Source organism: Paenibacillus sp. FSL R5-0470 (genome assembly GCF_037975205.1).
Taxonomy (GTDB): Bacteria; Bacillota; Bacilli; order Paenibacillales; family Paenibacillaceae; genus Paenibacillus_AQ.
Window position 1 is genome coordinate 3,564,640 of record NZ_CP150238.1, and the last position, 16,468, is coordinate 3,581,107.

Genomic DNA, 16,468 nt, shown 5'->3' on the forward strand with positions numbered 1-16,468 from the left:
TCTTATAAGAAATTCTTAAAATTAAAGAAATTTCACAGTTCTGTAACATGCTATGATAAAACCGACAGAGCGGGCGTAGTCAGAAGGATAAGGCTAATTGCTTCTTTACGATCTTCGAACAAAGGAGGGCAACATTATTTTGAAAGCGTTATCAACACAAGGGAGGCTGTGAGTTGTATGATAAAAAGGAAGCTGTTTTTCTTAATCGTTTTCATCGTGACGATATTAGTTCCTTTCAGCCTAGTCGGAATAAGGACCGCATACGCGGAGCCCTTACCGTATAAGACGATTATCATCGATGACGGGAGCATCACGATCAATGATGTTGTGACACCTGATGTGGGTAACGAGAACAACGGATATTCAGCTCCGAATTGGACCACAAGTACAGGGGTGAAGGGATATGATAACTCCAGATCTAAATATACGAGTACAGCAGGCAGAGCGATATCCTGGAATCCACGATTGGAAGCGGGAACGGCGAAAATTTCGTTATACAAACTTAATTGGGAAGATAAAGCAGATAGCAATGTAAAAATTGAAATCGTCCACAATGGAACGACCGATGTTCTCTATATGGATTTGCGGCCTTCATTTGGTGCTCCTGCGGGATGGGTTGATTTGGGAGAGTACTATTTTTCCGGAGTTGGTAAAGAATTCGTTAGATTAACTCGGTCTACCAGCACAACCAGCACGATAATTACTCGTGCAGATGCGGTCAAGTTCGAAGGGAATATTCAGCAAAAAGAGCCGCATAAGACGATCATCATTGATGATGGAAGCATCACGATTGATGATGTCGTCACCACTGATGTAGATAACGCAAATAACGGGTTCTCCGCTCCTTATTGGACTACAAGTACGGGAGTGAAGGGATATAATAATTCCAGTTCCAAATTTACCGATGCAGTAGGAAGAAGCATCACATGGAATCCGCGATTGGAAGCAGGGACGGCGAAAATTTCATTCAACAAGCTTGATTGGGCGGATAAAGCAGACAGTAATGTTAAAATTGAAATTGTTCACAATGGGATTACGGATGTCATGTTTATGGATCTGAGGCCCTCGTCGGGCCCATCGGCCGGATGGGTTGATTTAGGGTCCTATTATTTCAGTGGTGATGATAGCGAATTTGTCAGACTGACTCGAACGCAACCTACGACCGGAAAGATCATTACGCGGGCCGATGCGGTCAAGTTTGAAGGGAATATCCGGCAGCAAGCTCCGCCGTTGCCTCCGCTGCGCAGCCGTACATTGGCGAATCTCAGTTACACGGAAAAAGGCAGCATCGTGAATGCCAGCTACAAAGTAACCTTCTATGAAGCAGCTTGGGATGGTGGCAAATCCATCGTTCGTGATATGTTCTACAAGGACACGGATACGGGGAACTGGGTGCCTGTCAATAATGTGGCGGAAAGACTTGAAGAGCAATGGGTCTTAATGGATGGAAATGCGGGGAGTCTAACCAATTACTACGATACGATGAACAAACGCTGGATTACATTCGACGAGATTGATTTCCCTGACAGCCACACGGCGATATTAACCGATTCTTCACATGGAAGCGATTACGATTTACAAGTGAACTGGTCCATGTTAGGGGACAAACCTGATGTTTCCTTCGCTTTTACACCCCGCCGGGATGGCAATTACGTGATCGGCTATCAGTCTTTCACAACTGAGCAAATCTCTGGCATCAATGAAGTGTTAAATGGTTTCAGGTCACACGCCAAAATGGTAGGTTCGGTGGAATCAACAAGCTTAAGGGAGCTAAGCGCTCCAATGAGTCTGGTTGAAAAGAATGACGGTTCGGGGAATCCATTGACGTATGGGGTATTTGTACCTTCGGATGAGCTCCCGGTTGAATTTGAACCGACGGGAGGTGTTACGAAACAAAGGCTTGGCATGAGCCTTGTCAACAACGAAGGCAGCGTGCAGCCAATCTTGTATGCTCCTCAATTAGGGACTTATTCGCAAATGACCGCAGAAAGCACTTATCAATTTCATATGGGACTAATCGCTCAAAAAAGCAATTTGTATGAGTCCTACGCGGATATTCTTCGCAATGAGTACGGTTATTCCGCATACCGGGAAAATGTATCAGATCAGTCGCTTACTGACGCGATGTTCAATATGATCGATTTACTTAAGAAAGAGCCGCAAGGGGATGACTCTGTTGATTATGTCCCGTCACCCAGCGGATGGTGGAGCCGTGCCAAGGGCTTTATTGACATCGAAAACGAGGATAGTGTTCGAACAAGCTCGAATGCGGTTCTTTTGGGGGCTTACTATTTGACTGGGGATGACCAGCTTTACGATACGAGAGCATTGCCGTCCGTCCAGTATGGCTTATCGCGAAATGGTATAGGCTGGTCGCCGACGCAGAAGCCAGTATACGGTGTGCCGTCGTTATGGAAAATGGCAACCTTGCCGTTTGATTTTTCAAGCGTAGCCGCTGTCAATCAGATGATGGGGACTACGGCAGGAATTGGAGCGCTGGCACAGGAAGAGTACCTCGTGCGTGATCCTGACCAGAAAGACCGGGGTCCTGTCATTCAGCCCCTGATGATGTATCGTATGACGGGAGATGCGCAGTATTTACAGGCTGCCAAGGCTGCAGCCGACAGCTATATCATGCAGCATATTGATACGCCTGCATCCGTAAATGTGAGTAAAAATGAGTTCATTTATTATTATAGCAAGCTGTGGATGGAGATCTTGGAGCTTTACGAGGAAACTCAGGATATCAAATACTTGAATGCTGCTTATAAAGAAGCCAAACGGTATGCAACTATGTTCGTTGCTCGTCCGGTTCCTGAAGGTGCCGTTACTATTCCGCAGCCTGAGACGTATAATTACGCGGAGTCGTTCCATTGGCCGGAAAGTGGTAAATATCAATATCCTCGGATCAAGCTCCCAGAAGATGTAGCCGGAGGCGTACAAGCGGATAGTTTGCTTGTCTCTCCCAATGGATTGACGTTTGAAGCGGGAAGTACAACTGGTTATTATCGGATGAATGCTCAGGAAGCTCCATTCATGCTGAGATTGTCGCTCTATACAGGCGATAAATTGCTGCAGGATATTGCTCATAATGCAGTCATCGGACGATATTCGAGCTATCCAGGTTATTACTATAAGGGCTTCGCCGTTAGTCAACTTGAACCGGAGTTTCCTCTGGAAGGCCCAAGCGGGGCTACATCCATCTATTATCACCATATACCGGGACAGCTCGGGCAAACGATGGATTATTTGATCAGCGAGCAATCGTTGAAATCGAATGGAAGTATTACATTTCCTTCTGTATTTGAAACTAATTTTCTATGGTTCAAATATCACCTCTATGGAAATAAACCAGGTCATTTTTACGGTAATTCCAACGTTTGGCTCTGGATGCCTAAGGGGATAATTCAGACCAACCATTCTCAATTGAATTGGATAACGGGAGAGAGCGGGAATAAATTCTACATCGGGTTAAGCAACGAATCGGCAGCTGAAGTTCAGACTCCGATCGAATTGAATGCGCAAATCATTGGGTTCAACCCGGCACAAGATTATACCGTAACCATCATCCGCGACAATGGCACACCAGAGCAAGCGGTTATGAGTGGCGGAATCATTCAAGCCACGGTTTCAAGCAAGGGAATAACCGCTATCATAGTGGAAGGACTCAACATTGAAGTGCCGCTGCACCAGGTCAGAACTGCTGAAACATCGGAAGCAAGCTATTTCTTCGATATCCACAGTCCAATAGATGCGGTTAAAGGCATGCTGATCGTCAAGCCCGACGAAACGGCTTACGATGCTTATGTGCAGGCAAAAACGACGAAACCAGCGACGATCCATTATTCCTTGGATGGCGGGGCTACGTATACAACTATTCCAGATAAGATCTATCCGATGGAATGGTCGATACGGGTAAACGATTTATCCCAAACCTTCACTTATTATGTGGAATCGGACGGGAAACAGACTCGCAAGCGGACTCTCTTTCTGCCTGATCAGGTAACCGAAACTCCAGCTCAACCGGATTGGCAGGAGGGTTCATCCATCATTGTGGATAATACGGAGGCAGAGACAGAAGGGATCTGGATACGGGATACAACGGCTAACGACTATTACTATGATAACTATGTGTATGCCAAATCGACTGCCGGCACAGCGACAAGTAGAATTAAATGGCGACCTGAGCTGCCGGAAAGTGTTACTTACAGTGTGTACTATAAGCTTCCGCAAATAACCGCTGCTAGTGAAAATTGGGCAACGAATGCCTCATTTACCGTTTATTATAGCGGAGGCTCCGAGACGGTTAACGTAGATGAGACAACGGCCAATGGGACTTGGGTGTACCTGGGTGCTTATCCTTTTGCAGCAGGCGATAGTGGGTACGTGGAATTAACCAATAAGGCCAATAAGTCACGGGTAGTTGCCGATGCGATGATGTGGGTGGACCCGAACAAGATACCGCAATTGGAGTCTGCGGTGATCCTGTCGAATCGGAACGAACTGCAGATGACTCAAACCGCACAACTAAGCGTAACCGGCTATTTGGATAATGGTCTGATTGGTGATCTATCACAGGCAAATGTGCAGTATTTCGTTGATCGAACCGATCTGGCTGAAGTGGACAGTAGCGGTTTGTTGACCCTTCTAAGTCTCGACGGGGAAAAGGATCACATTGAGGTATGGGCCACTGTAACGATTGACGGTGTGACCTTAACAACACCGCCTTTGACAATTGCGATCAGGGAATTAACGGTTATTGTCGACAGCACGAATACGACTGGGTTGTACACGACAGAAGGGTCTTGGAGCCAAAGCAATTTAGCCGGATACAAAATTGGTGTGAAGTCCCGTTACTCTACCGTTCAAGGATCCTCAGCGACGTGGAAAGGCCAGTTTCCAGAGGGGAAATATACGGTCTCCATCTACAAGCTCGTCCATACGACGGCAAATGACAATTATGTCAAAGTGGAAGTGAAGCATCAGTCGGTTACCGAGGTCACGTATATCGATGCAACCGTTGGCTCGTCGGGTTGGGTTAATCTAGGAACGTTCGACTTTACTGGAGACGGCAGCGAGTATGTTCGTTTAACAAGGGTTAGTCCGACAACGGTAGATCCACCAACTCTACCTGCCGATATGATTTATACGAGGGCTGATGCAGTCAAGTTCGAACGTCATTCCAGTAGTCCGCCGTTGCTTGCAAATGGGGTGCCAGGCAAACCGACACTATCGAATAATAGCGGTGTTGCGACAGGCTTACATGATGGCAATTACGAGGTTACGATGAATATGTGGTGGGGAAACAATGGCACACTGTATAAGCTGTACGAGAATGGCCAATTGATCCAAACGAAGTCACTCGCGGATGTTTCGCCAGTTGCCCAGACTTCCATTATTCCTATTCAAGGAAAGCCGAATGGAACCTATGTGTATACATGTGAGTTATCGAATTTGTATGGAACGACTTCATGTGATCCACACACCGTCACCGTGACTGATGCGAAGCCCGGCAAACCTGTGTTGTCTAGTGACAACTGGGATCAAGATGGGGACTATAACATTGCTGCTAATATGTGGTGGGGCACGAACGCAACACAGTATCGATTATATGAAAATGGCGAACTTATTGAAACGCAATCTTTATCTTCACAAACACCAAGTGCTCAATCGGCCACTACACAAATTTCAGGGAAATCGCCTGGCATCTATCAATATCGCTGTGAGTTTATGAATGGAAGTGGAACAACGGAAAGTGATACTATACAGATTATTGTAAAATAAACCTATGAGCTGAGTGGATGAGAACAATCCATTCGGCTTTTTTATTTCTTGGAATTTATTATTGAACTATGTAAAATGCTAATCTTTCAAGGCTCACAACTGAGTGATATTTACATAATACTGCTCATGCTAGATCAGCAGGGTGTTTTCAACCAAACGTGGTATTTTGAACATGTCAAATTTGTTTTAATTCAGTCTAAATAAGCGCTTACATTAGAGGGCAGCTAAACTTACAATTATGTCTAACCATTTAAATTTAGGAACTTCTCCAACAACGGCGATGAATTTCACTGTCATAAGCTTTCTTGCAAAGCTAGGTTGAATATTTGAAAGGGGGCGTCATGGGGATTACTAGACGAAAAGCAACCGTGATTATTTTGTTTACCACTCTGATTGTTCTTGCTTTACTCGTGTTGAGCTTAACTAACAAAAAGGCGAAGCTACCTGAAGATTGGATATTTACAGTAGATGGATACGCCGTAACAGAGGAAGAATTTCAATTTTATGTCAAGGAGCATAGAGCTATAACGGCAGACTATTTCTTCAGAACTTATGGGGTCCAAGTAGATGAGGGCTTCTGGACACGTCAATACGGAGAAAATCATGAAACCCCAACTGAATACGCCAAAAAATCTGCAATGACTGCATTGCTAAAGACCAAGCAGGAGCAATTTATTGCAGATGAGCGGGGGATCGCCCCTTACAAAAGCTTTGATGAGCTAAAATCCGACATGGAAGATGAAAATGTTAAGCGAGCTAAGATGGATGATTCAGAAGGGACTTACTATGGATTGCCTCAGTTTGATTTAAATCAATACATGCAATATTTAAGTGGCGCCCGTTGGCCGGATTTGGTAGAAACGCAGGTTAAAAAAACGAAAATGAGCGAAGCAGAGTTGCAAGTTGAGTATGCATCAAAAAGTGCGGAATATGTTCGTGCTGCAAATGAATTGACGGCTGCGTTAGCGACAGCGGGACAGGCCAAGGAAGAGAAAGTGCTAAACCGTTTGGATATATCCAAAGAAGAAACCGAGTCTCTTAAGTTCTGGGAGTCTTTAGCTGCTGCTTCTGTAGGTGAGACAGTAATCGGTAAATATATGGGCGAGGATGTCGTTGCAACATTAACCACAAAACCGGAAATCACCAAGCTAAAACTGGAAGAAGTGAAAGATTCCATACTATACGGATCGGCGGAGTCTGACTTACGAGCGTTAATTGCAAATACGAATAAGTTGAAGATCGTATATAACGGTAATCGATTCAGTGAATTAGTAGTGAACTAGAATAGTTATGCTTTTAAGTTTATAAAAATCTATGTCTATTGAGGCTTCCATAGATGCGGATTTTTTATAAAGTATTAATTCATTAAATTCAAAGGGAGGAAGTTTTTGGATGATGCGATCGAAATGGATACAAAAAGCTTTGTCGATGATTACGGCAACTTCGTTGGTGTTCCCTGGTCTGTTCGGGCTGGCGCCTTCATCTGAAGTGTCAGCTGCGGGAGGGAGCGAATCTTTTGACTCTGTTGTACTAGAATTGACACAAGCGGCAGGTCAGGCAGGCAGGGTGAATCTTACTTATAAAGGTTCGCCTTTAAGCAGTCTCGTGAAAGGACCGGTTATTGACGAGGTTAATTATGATTCCAGCAATGCGAATCTTTTAACTGTTAATAATCAGGGGAACATTACTTTAGCTAGCGGTTATACATTTGCGTTGCCAGGTGCTCCGGGCATCCCGGTGACAATCACGGCCGCGGCGAGTTATTACCATGACTCAGATGTATTATTCATGGAGGATTTCGAGAACAACAATGGTCCAATGACATCAACTGGCAAATTAGGTTCGTCATACACGCTTTCCGATGCTCAGTCTCGTTCTGGATTGAAAGCGATTACACCTTCAAGTGATACGAATAATGAAAATGTAGCCCAAGACGTGGCATTGCCGACAGGTAGCAATTATAAGATGACAGCATGGTATTTTGACCCGTATCCTGATGAGGAGAAGACAGCGACGGATAGAACTCAATTTGCTATTGTAGATGGCAAAAATGCCACCTTTGCCGGGACATTCTATCAAAGTTCAGAGGCTGATGTTATTCATAACCCGACTAGATATACTTGGGCATATGCACCATCATCAGCGGGTACAGCAGGCAACCGTTGGAAAGATAGCGGGGCTTTACGTTCCACAGGCTGGCATAAATTCGAGTGGCTCATTACACCGAATGGTGCGACTTTACAAATAGACGGAACATTAATATCCGATTCAGCGCAAAGTAATATTTACAAAGCTATGAAGAGCGGTACAACCATTCAGCCTAAAATAGCTGGAGGATGGAACAACCAGTCAGGTAACAAAGCTTATATTAAAAATAAACATCTAATCGACGATTTTTATGTTGTTAAAGATGTGGCTACAACAACAGGAACCAGAACATTAACATTGAATTTGGTACCTCCTGGTGGATTGCCAAATTTAGAAATAATCACTCAGCCAACAGCGGAAAAAGTGAAACAAGGTGAGACAGCAACATTTAGCGTTGCGGCATCCGCCGCTGCTTCAGCATATCAATGGTATGTATCTGACGACGAGTCTGGCTTGAACGGGACAAAAGTCAGCGGAGCTGATAAGGCGCTATTAACGCTTCCCAATGTGGACGCAGCTTCACAACAAGGCAATTTCTATTATTGCGAAGTGTCTTCGGCAGATGGAATTGTGGTGAAATCCAATGCTGCACCGTTGTTGATAACCACCAATACACAGGTGAATGCGCCAATTAAACCGACGCTTGACTCGGACACGGGCATTTATAGTGGCGCTTCCAATTACGGTGACACCCTTGTAACACTGTTCAAAGACGGTGGACCTGTTGGTTATTATTTATCGAAAAATGGAGGACCCGACCAGCCTAACAATCACGAAAGGCAACATGTTCTGCCCTATGCAAGGGCACTGGGAGTGGGCAACTACACGGTTACAGCCATTGTCATTAATAATGCGGGGGACATCAGTGAAGAAGTTGCAGCATCCGGAATATTAAAGATCGAGAAATTGCCTGTACCGGTAAATGTCAGATGGAACGGCACATACGCTACATGGGACCGCGTCGCTAACGCACCTGCCTATTCGGTTCAACTCTTCAGTAATGGAGTGGCTAAAGGAAGCCCGATTGCAGCAACAAGCAATGATGCGGCTTTGTCCCCGACTTTAAATGATACATTTAAAGTAAAAGCAAACGGCAATGCAACGTCACGATTCTTGGACTCTGATGAATCAGAAGAGAGTGCACAATATTCAGCCAACATTGCACTAATTCGCCAGAGCGATACTTTACGGGCAGGAGATAGAACACGGTTAATCGTTGACACTGCTGATGTGTTCGTTGCTGATAACATCAGCTTCAGACCGGCAGATCAAGACAAGGATAAGATTGAAGTTGATGATGCCGGATTCGTGACGGTTAAGAAAGGTTATGTTCCGACAGGGAACGAAGAGGTCACTGTTCAAGTAAGCGTTGATTACTTCAATAAGGCTGACACTATGTTTTACGATGGATTTGAAGGGGAGAAGAAATTTTCAAATGGTGCGAACGGATATGTTCACAGCGATGTGATGTCCCGTACCGGAGGAAAAGCCGCAACATCAAGCGGCGCCGGTCAGGTGGCTACTGTTCCAGGTACCTATAATTACACCCCCGCAACCGGTAAGACAACAATCGTTACTGCTTGGTACTATGATGATGGCAGAGCGGCTTCCAATGACCACGCTGTCTTTGGTTTAACCCCATCATCCAATGAACATATCGCAATAAATTATGGCAATGGAGATGGCGATTGGGCCGGAAATCTGACCAATTACGCAGTCAGACCCGGTTCATCCGGGAGATTCTATCCTGTAGATGTCAAGCGAAGCGAAGGCTGGCATAAATTCCAATGGTTCGTTACATCAACGGGAACGACCTATAAAATCGATGGACAAGACATTCAAAGGCAATCAACAGATGGCGGCAATTTTGATACCCTAGTTAAGAACAATATTTCCAAGATCGATGCATTGCAGCTTGCTACGAACTGGGGCAACAAGGCTGGAACGGTTAAGGATATACAGAACAGGCACTTTATCGATGACGTATATGTTATCGATAGTGGAATAACGGCCCAAACCGGAACATCTTCTATTACGCTAAAGCTCATGCCCAAAGAGTATAGCCACTTGGAAGACAGCACATATGTTATTGGTCTGGACGACTATAATATCACCGTAAATCCTGATTTAACAGATCTAGCTGGAGTGGAGATCGGCGCTGTAACACTGCAGCGGGATGTGGATTATACGGTTAGCGGTAATGTATTGAAAATTAACAAAGAATCATTCTCAAGAAATAATATCGTGCCAGGAAAATATACCGTTAGACTGGATCTGAATCCTGCCGAAATCACATTCGAGTTGAACATTCTACCACTTGAAGTCCGTGATTATTATTTCTCCAATAACGGTGACGATCATGCAGATGGACGCACACCGGCTACGGCATGGAAATCAATCTCCAAGATTAATGAATATGTATTTATGCCAGGTTCAACCATTTATCTGGATGCGAATAGCGTATGGAACGAACAAATCAGACTGCGCGGCAATGGTGAGGAAGGAAATCCGATTACGCTTACAAAATATAATACGACCGACCCTAACCAACGCCCGATAATTAATGGTGGAGGAACAGCGTCAAGCCCATCAGGCATTTCCTTAAACGGTACAATTGAGTTATATGACGTTAACTATTGGGTTGTCAGTGGAATTGAAGTAACGAACATCGGCAATAAAGCAGGTGACGGCCGTTCCGGTATCGCTGTAATGTCACGGATTTCCAAGCTGGGACAAGGTCAGTTTAATATTCAAGATTATGCTGATGCTCGTATGCAAGGAATCGTCATTCGAGATAACTACGTTCATGATGTTAATGGGCTGCACCAAGCAAATGGAGCAAGTAAGGTATCCGGCGGCATCATTATTAATGGTTATGTAGATATATTGGTTGAAGGAAATAAAACCCTTCGCTGCGATAACGAAGGTATTCGTAACAATGCCTACGGACCAAGCAATCCTGGGACGAATAACACAGGCATTACTTGGAGTAACTCAAGCTATCCTTGGGCATCAAACGCTGTGTTTAGAAACAACTGGATTTCTAGTTCGGTTGGAGATGGCATTGTTATGTCCGGCGGGAACAACTCCCTTGTGGAACGAAATGTGGTCACAGACAGCGGATACAGCTATTTAAGCGATAAGAGCGGCAACCTGGTTACGAACTGGGGGCCAAATAATACAACGCCAACATATCTAGGTTCGCAAAACTATGCGGCAGCGTGGATTATGGCAAGTAAAGGCACGATCTTCCGCTATAATGAAGCCGTGGACAACCCTTATCATGCAAGTAATGACGGTATGGCATGGGACATTGACAATTATTGTCAGGACAATGTGTATGAATACAATTACAGCCGAAATAACTATGGCGGTTGGTACTTACAGATGAATGCTGCCAAGGGCAATATCGTTCGCTATAACATTAGCGTGAACGACGGTCGCAGCCCGGATTTTAACAAGAGCTTTAACAGTCTTATATTGCTTGCGGGAGGTTCTTCAACGAGCGAGGAATTAAGCGGATTATACTATAACAATGTCATCGTCACACCATTGAAGAATAGCAGTTCGTTAGTATTTGATCCGACGGCCTCCAACTTGCATATTTATTTCCAAAATAATATTTTTGCCTACACTGGGGCAAACAACCAGGTTGGTCTGAAAGGCGGGGGAACATCAGCTTCATTTGCAGCCGGACGTTTTACGAACAACATTGTATATCCGGCTAATCTTTTTGGTAGCATGAACGCAGGCGGAGGCGGGTATCTAGGTGCAGGCGTAACAGCAACAGACAACCGCTATGTATCGGAAGAGGAACTTAACTCTATATTAAATGATTATAAATCTGCGCCGGAACATTGGATTACCAGCAGCGGAACAGTGGATGCCAAGCTTGATTACAGTGCGATGAACGGGTTCCGTCTTGCTGACGGTAATAACCTGGCCTATGGTGCAGGTGCCGAGATTGTAAGCCCATATGTGGATCGCGCGAACGCTCTGCCTCATATGACGGAGAGAACAGACTTCTTCGGCAATCCACTTAGCGGCAGAACGCCTTCCATCGGCGCACACAACCCTTATGCGGTAACTTTTGATTCCAACGGTGGCAGCGAAGTGGTGATGAAGTTCGCAGATATGGGCGGGACAATTACCGAACCAACAGCGCCGACAAAAGAAAACACTATTTTCGGCGGTTGGTATCAAGATGTAGGATTAAACGATGTCTGGAATTTCGTTGCTGATCCTGTTACAAGGGATATTGAATTATATGCGAAATGGGTTGAAGACGCAGGTACTGCGCCAACGATTACGACGAAATCGCTTGCGGATGGCAAGGTAGGACAACCTTATACGGCAGTTCTTACCACTGACAGCGATAAGCCGATCAAATGGGCTGTTGTAGATGGTCAATTGCCATCAGGATTGAGTTTGGATGAAGATGCAGGTGTTATCTCGGGTACACCGGATCAATGGGGTCAATTTACATTTAAAGTTCAAGCTAACAATGACGCAGGCAGTGACTCGAAATCGTTCAATATAGTTATTACTGAAGATGTCTCAGTTGACACAGCTCCGGAGATTATCACTAAGACTTTGCCGAGTGGCAAAGTTGGACAACCGTATACGGTAACATTAGCGGTATACGGCAGCGAACCGATTACTTGGAAGGTCCAGGGAGGAGATTTGCCAGTAGATTTGAACCTAGATGAAGCAACAGGCGTTATCTCGGGTACGCCTCAAGAGGCAGGATATTACGAATTCACTGTTGCAGCAACGAATGATTTTGGTATAGATAAGCGAGTATTGAGCATCGAGATTAAAGAGAATAAGCCAGTGGAAACAGCTCCGGAGATTATCACTAAGAATATGCCAAGCGGCAAAGTTGGAGAACCTTATACGGTAACACTAGCGGTATACGGCGACGAACCGATTACCTGGACAGTGAGAGATAATTATTTACCTGCAGGGTTGAAATTAGAAGGAGCTACAGGTGTTATTTCAGGGGTGCCTAATGAAGCGGGAACATACAAATTCACTGTTACGGCTTCTAACCATGCTGGCATGGATACGATAGAGTTAACTATCGTAATTACTGCAAATAATAACGGCGGAGGATCAGGTGGCCAAATCAGCACGCCGACTCCTTCTCCAGAATCACCTGTAGCAGATCTTATTGATACTACAATCAAAGAACAGCTGATGAAAGGCAATTCCATTGCATTGACGATGTCAGCCGGAAAAGATGAGCTTGAGATTCAAAACGATACGATCGGTGCGATTATTAAAGCCAACAAACCGCTAACCGTTACGAATGACACCGTATCTGTTGAATTGTCCCCTGAATTGTTGAAGCAGTTGAATACAGGCAAGAGTATGAAGGTTGTCATTAAACCTGTAAATAATAGAGACGGAGTTATAGGGCGGGGATATGAGTTGAAGATCTTCGCAGATGGCCGGGAAGTAACGGATTATACAGGGCTTATACCAGTAACCTTCGATCTGACAAAAGAGAAGTTGTCGACTAACGTTATTAGCATGTTATGCGGTGTCATGCTTCGATTAGACGGTAACATGGAACGCTTAGGCGGCAAATATGACCATAAGACAGGTAAATTTACCTTCACGGCAAAAGGACTAGGCTATATCTTTGTTACAACCAAGCCTGAACCTGTGAAATTAGAACTTACTCTAGGTAAGAAAGGGTATAAATTAAACGGAATCGAAATGAGTATGGATGTTGAGTCGATGGTAGTTAAAGGCAGAACTTTAGTGCCACTGCGCTTCGTTGCGGAGAGCATAGGAGCAAATGTAGGCTGGGATAACATTACGAAAACCGTAATGATTACCTTGGAAGGTCAGACTTTGTCCATTGCGATCGGTGAACTTGCACCAGGAATGGATGTTGCAGCTGAACTTGTAAACGGACGTACTATGCTCCCGTTACGCTTCATTGCTGAATATTTTGGTGCAGATGTATTCTTCAATAATACTTCGAAATCCATTAGTATCATGAAGTAGTATTCGCTAACAATAGCAGCTACACACGAAACCCTCTAACATGCACTGCAGCGTCTCATAAAGATTCGTTTCGAGGACGTTGAAAAGGCAATCGCTGAATAATTATGAATATTTCATTTTCAGTTATCATCAAAAAAGTCTTGATGATAACTGAAATGCACCCCTTAGAATAGATATTGGATAAACCCCCTGGTTTGTCCGATGAAATTCTAGGGGGTGCATTTTTATGGAGATTAAAGGGTAGAAGTTTAAGACATCTCAAATGAGATCAAAAAAGAGGCCATTCGTTTACTAACGAACCTCCCGAGAAGTTACATTCTGCTCTTTTAGACAAACAAATCCTGACAGAGTCAAATCCGCCAGGATTTGTTCAATTAAGAGCTGTAAACCTCAAAATCGAATATCGAATATCCGTATACGGTCCCTCTAGCAGTACAGAGCACTCTGACGTAACGTCCGCTATTTGCGGTAAATGTAATATCGTCAATAGAACCATTACCGGTCGTTGTTACGTAAGTATCCGTCCATGTTGTTGCGTCGTTAGACACCTGAACTTTGTAGCCTTTAGCGTAAGCGTCTTCCCAATTCAACTTGACGCGGTTTACGCTTTGGGTTGCGCCCAGATCGACGTAAATCCATTCATTGTTGCTTCCTTCGATGCTCGCCCAACGGGTAGTAGAGTTGCCGTCTGTTGCCTTGGAAGCTTCAAATCCTACACCTTCGATAGAACTGGCTACCGCTGTCTTGCCCAGCGCAAGGTTGATACCGGCAGCAGGAGTTGAACTTGTAGTTGCTGATGCGGTATTACTGTTAGCAGACAGGTTGCCTGCGGCATCGACAGCTTTTACCATATAGCTGTAAGCTGTCGATGCGGTAAGTCCGGTATCGCTGAAGGATGTGTCTGAAGGCGCTCCTACTTCCACGCCGTCACGGAATACCCGGTAGCCTGTTACACCGACATTATCGGTAGAAGCAGTCCAACTCAGATTAATTTGGCTGCTTGAAGCTGCTGTTGCGTTCAGATTCGTTGGATCCGAGGGAGCTTGAGTATCCGCTGCACTGTAGGTAGGCTTCCACCAGTTCCCCGAGATGAACAGTAGGTTCAGCATGTTAAAGGAGTCGCTGAAGTAACTTTCCTTTTTGTTCTTCATCCAGTCCCATCCTGCATTGACCCAAGCTTGATGCGTGCTGGTAGTCGTCGCTGCGGAGATAAAAGGCGCTACGAATACCGCTGTCGCATAAGTACCGCGATTCGAACCGTTCAGTTGGTAACCGTCCTTCACATTGTTCGGATTGTTGCCTGTTTTTCCTTTGATCCATACTACCATTTTATTAGCGATATCCTTACCACGGGTGTCTCCGTACAAGGCGTAATCCATTACGATACGAAGTGGTACACGGCTTGCATTGTAGTTATATTCATTTGTTTCAGGGAACTCTTCCAAATAGTTTGGGGGGGCCGGCTTAGGCGGGTTGCCTACCACAAAGTCCGAAATCAGACCTGTGCTAGACGAATAAGCTGCTGTAAATTGGCTGTATACGTTATACAGATTATTGATGACATTTAGCCAAGTTGAATCTCCAGTAACTTCATTGAAAGCCCGTAGATGACTGAGCATCCAGTCGGAGGGACGCGTATTCAAGGCGCTCTTCGTATCCCAGTCACCAAGGTTCAGCCTGTTGTTAGTTGTCACATTGCTAAGCTTAATAGCGCCAATCATCTTTTTGGCTTCAGCCAAATAATTGATCGTTCCAGTCGAGCCCCATTGGCGATCAGCTAGAATAAGGGAGTAAGCGATATCGAGGTCCCCATCTGTTGCTGAACCGAAGTGCCCTTGAGCCCCAGTACTATCTGCTATTACCCATCCCATCAGGTTCGGATTATTAGAGCTCTTGAACGCTCTAGCCGTTTTGAACAAACCGTCATAGATTGTTCTGGAATTCGTATCGTATCCAGCCATTAGCACGGTAATAACCATACCGTATCCTTGGCCTTCCGATGTGCCGAGAGGATCGAAGCCGTCCGCTTCGCCAGTAATATCACCTTTTACATAGTACCCTCCGGGCAGCGAGGACAAGTTGTTTTTAAGATAAGTAGCCTTCCAATAGTCATAGTAGGAAGATACAGAACTGTTCATCGAGGATTGACTGACGTGGTTTGGTTTAATGATACCCGGATAGCTGACTTGTTGAGGAAACGGTTTCAATTCACCCGCTCCATGAGCTTTCCGTTGAAGCGGTGCAGGGGCGGCTAATGTCGCTAGAAGCATAACCGCCGAAAGCATGACAAGTAACATCACTTTCATTGTGCCTGAGGTCGATTTCAATGAGTACACAAAAATTCCTCCTTTAGTGATGGTTAGTTTAATTAACGTCAATGAATCCTCCTTCCCTTTAGACTGATCTCCAAAGTAAACCGCTTAACAATAAGTGTTATTCACACTTCTAAAGTTTAAGCGCTTTAACTTTGGGGCGGAAGTGACATTTTACATATATGCTGAAGAGATTTGAAGGTACG

General features: G+C 44.8%; 4 protein-coding genes and 1 pseudogene. 3 read left to right on the forward strand and 2 right to left on the reverse strand.

Annotated elements, in window-relative coordinates; translation table 11 throughout:
* Window positions 1-177: 177 nt before the first annotated feature.
* The 3 genes from MKY99_RS15580 (at window position 178) to MKY99_RS15590 (ending at window position 13,950) form a co-directional block, all read left to right on the forward strand.
* On the forward strand, window positions 178-5,784 hold the full coding sequence (locus tag MKY99_RS15580; protein WP_339264833.1) for a hypothetical protein: 5,607 nt from the start codon (window positions 178-180) through the stop codon (window positions 5,782-5,784).
* Window positions 5,785-6,125: 341 nt separating this feature from the next.
* Window positions 6,126-7,067 carry a hypothetical protein gene (locus MKY99_RS15585; protein WP_339264835.1) on the forward strand — a complete coding sequence of 314 codons (942 nt, stop codon included), beginning with the start codon at window positions 6,126-6,128 and terminating at the stop codon, window positions 7,065-7,067.
* Between the two features lie 109 nt (window positions 7,068-7,176).
* The gene (locus MKY99_RS15590) at window positions 7,177-13,950 is read left to right on the forward strand and encodes a stalk domain-containing protein (RefSeq protein WP_339264837.1); all 6,774 of its coding nucleotides are present in this window, start codon (window positions 7,177-7,179) and stop codon (window positions 13,948-13,950) included.
* A 374-nt stretch (window positions 13,951-14,324) separates the two neighbouring features.
* Here the strand turns inward: MKY99_RS15590 and MKY99_RS15595 are convergent, their stop codons facing one another.
* Together MKY99_RS15595 and MKY99_RS15600 are read right to left on the reverse strand one after the other, a co-directional pair.
* A complete protein-coding gene (locus MKY99_RS15595) occupies window positions 14,325-15,041 on the reverse strand; it encodes a discoidin domain-containing protein (RefSeq protein WP_339271665.1) in 717 nt (238 codons plus the stop codon).
* Window positions 15,018-16,184, reverse strand: a pseudogene (locus MKY99_RS15600) (glycosyl hydrolase family 8); the annotation flags it as partial. The gene MKY99_RS15595 and the pseudogene MKY99_RS15600, both read right to left, overlap by 24 nt.
* Between the last annotated feature and the right edge of the window lie 284 nt (window positions 16,185-16,468).